The sequence below is a fragment of the Mycobacterium helveticum genome (genome assembly GCF_007714205.1).
Classification (GTDB): domain Bacteria; phylum Actinomycetota; class Actinomycetes; order Mycobacteriales; family Mycobacteriaceae; genus Mycobacterium; species Mycobacterium helveticum.
This window is the reverse complement of the sequence record NZ_VMQU01000333.1, coordinates 1-714: the sequence shown is the minus strand read 5'-3', so window position 1 is coordinate 714 and position 714 is coordinate 1. Positions and strand designations below refer to the sequence as shown.

The 714-nt window shown below is 65.8% G+C and carries 1 pseudogene; it reads right to left on the bottom strand.

Annotated elements, in window-relative coordinates:
- Positions 1–638, bottom strand: a pseudogene (locus FPZ47_RS27780) (transposase); the annotation flags it as partial.
- Positions 639–714: the final 76 nt, after the last annotated feature.

Below are 714 nucleotides of genomic sequence, written 5' to 3'. Positions count from 1 at the left end.
TCGCAGTGGCTCACCCCACAGCGGAACAGTGGCTCACCCAACCCCGGAACGGCGGCTCTCGCCAGCCGTAATATCCAGTCGGCCCACGCGTCGGTGGACTCACCGGTTCCGGGTGCCAATCCGACGAACACCGGCTTGCCCTCGATGGTGATGCCCCAGGCGGCCAGCACCGGCTCGGCCGGCGACCCGGGATGCATCCGAAAGAAGCTGGCGTCCAAAAACAGGTAGTCCAGAGTGATCTCGTCGAGTCGGCGGCGCGCCCACACCTGATACTCGGCGCGGATCGCCTTGCACACCTCCGAGACCGTGGATTTGGAGATCGCGGCCTGATCGCCGAGCGCTTCGGCGAGGGTGGCCTCGACATCCCGCACGGACAGGCTGCGCACGAACGCCGCGATCACCAGCGTCTCCAGAGCGTTGGTTTTCGTCACATGCTTGCCGAACAACCGCGACGCGAACGCTGCGGTGGTGCCACGCAGCTTCGGCCGCTCCAACGTGACCGGCCCGGTGGTGGTTTTGACCGTCACCGGCCGATACCCGTTGCGTGAGCCGCCGTTAGCGTCGGGACAGGCGGCGGCGCGTTGGTAGCGCTCGCGGCCGAGGAACTCGGTGACCTCGGCCTCCAGGGCCGCCTGCATAAACCTCAAAATTTCACGGTAGCCCGAGTTTTCCCCGTGGTGGCTGTTGAGGTCACGAGTTGAGCTTGATTTCCGG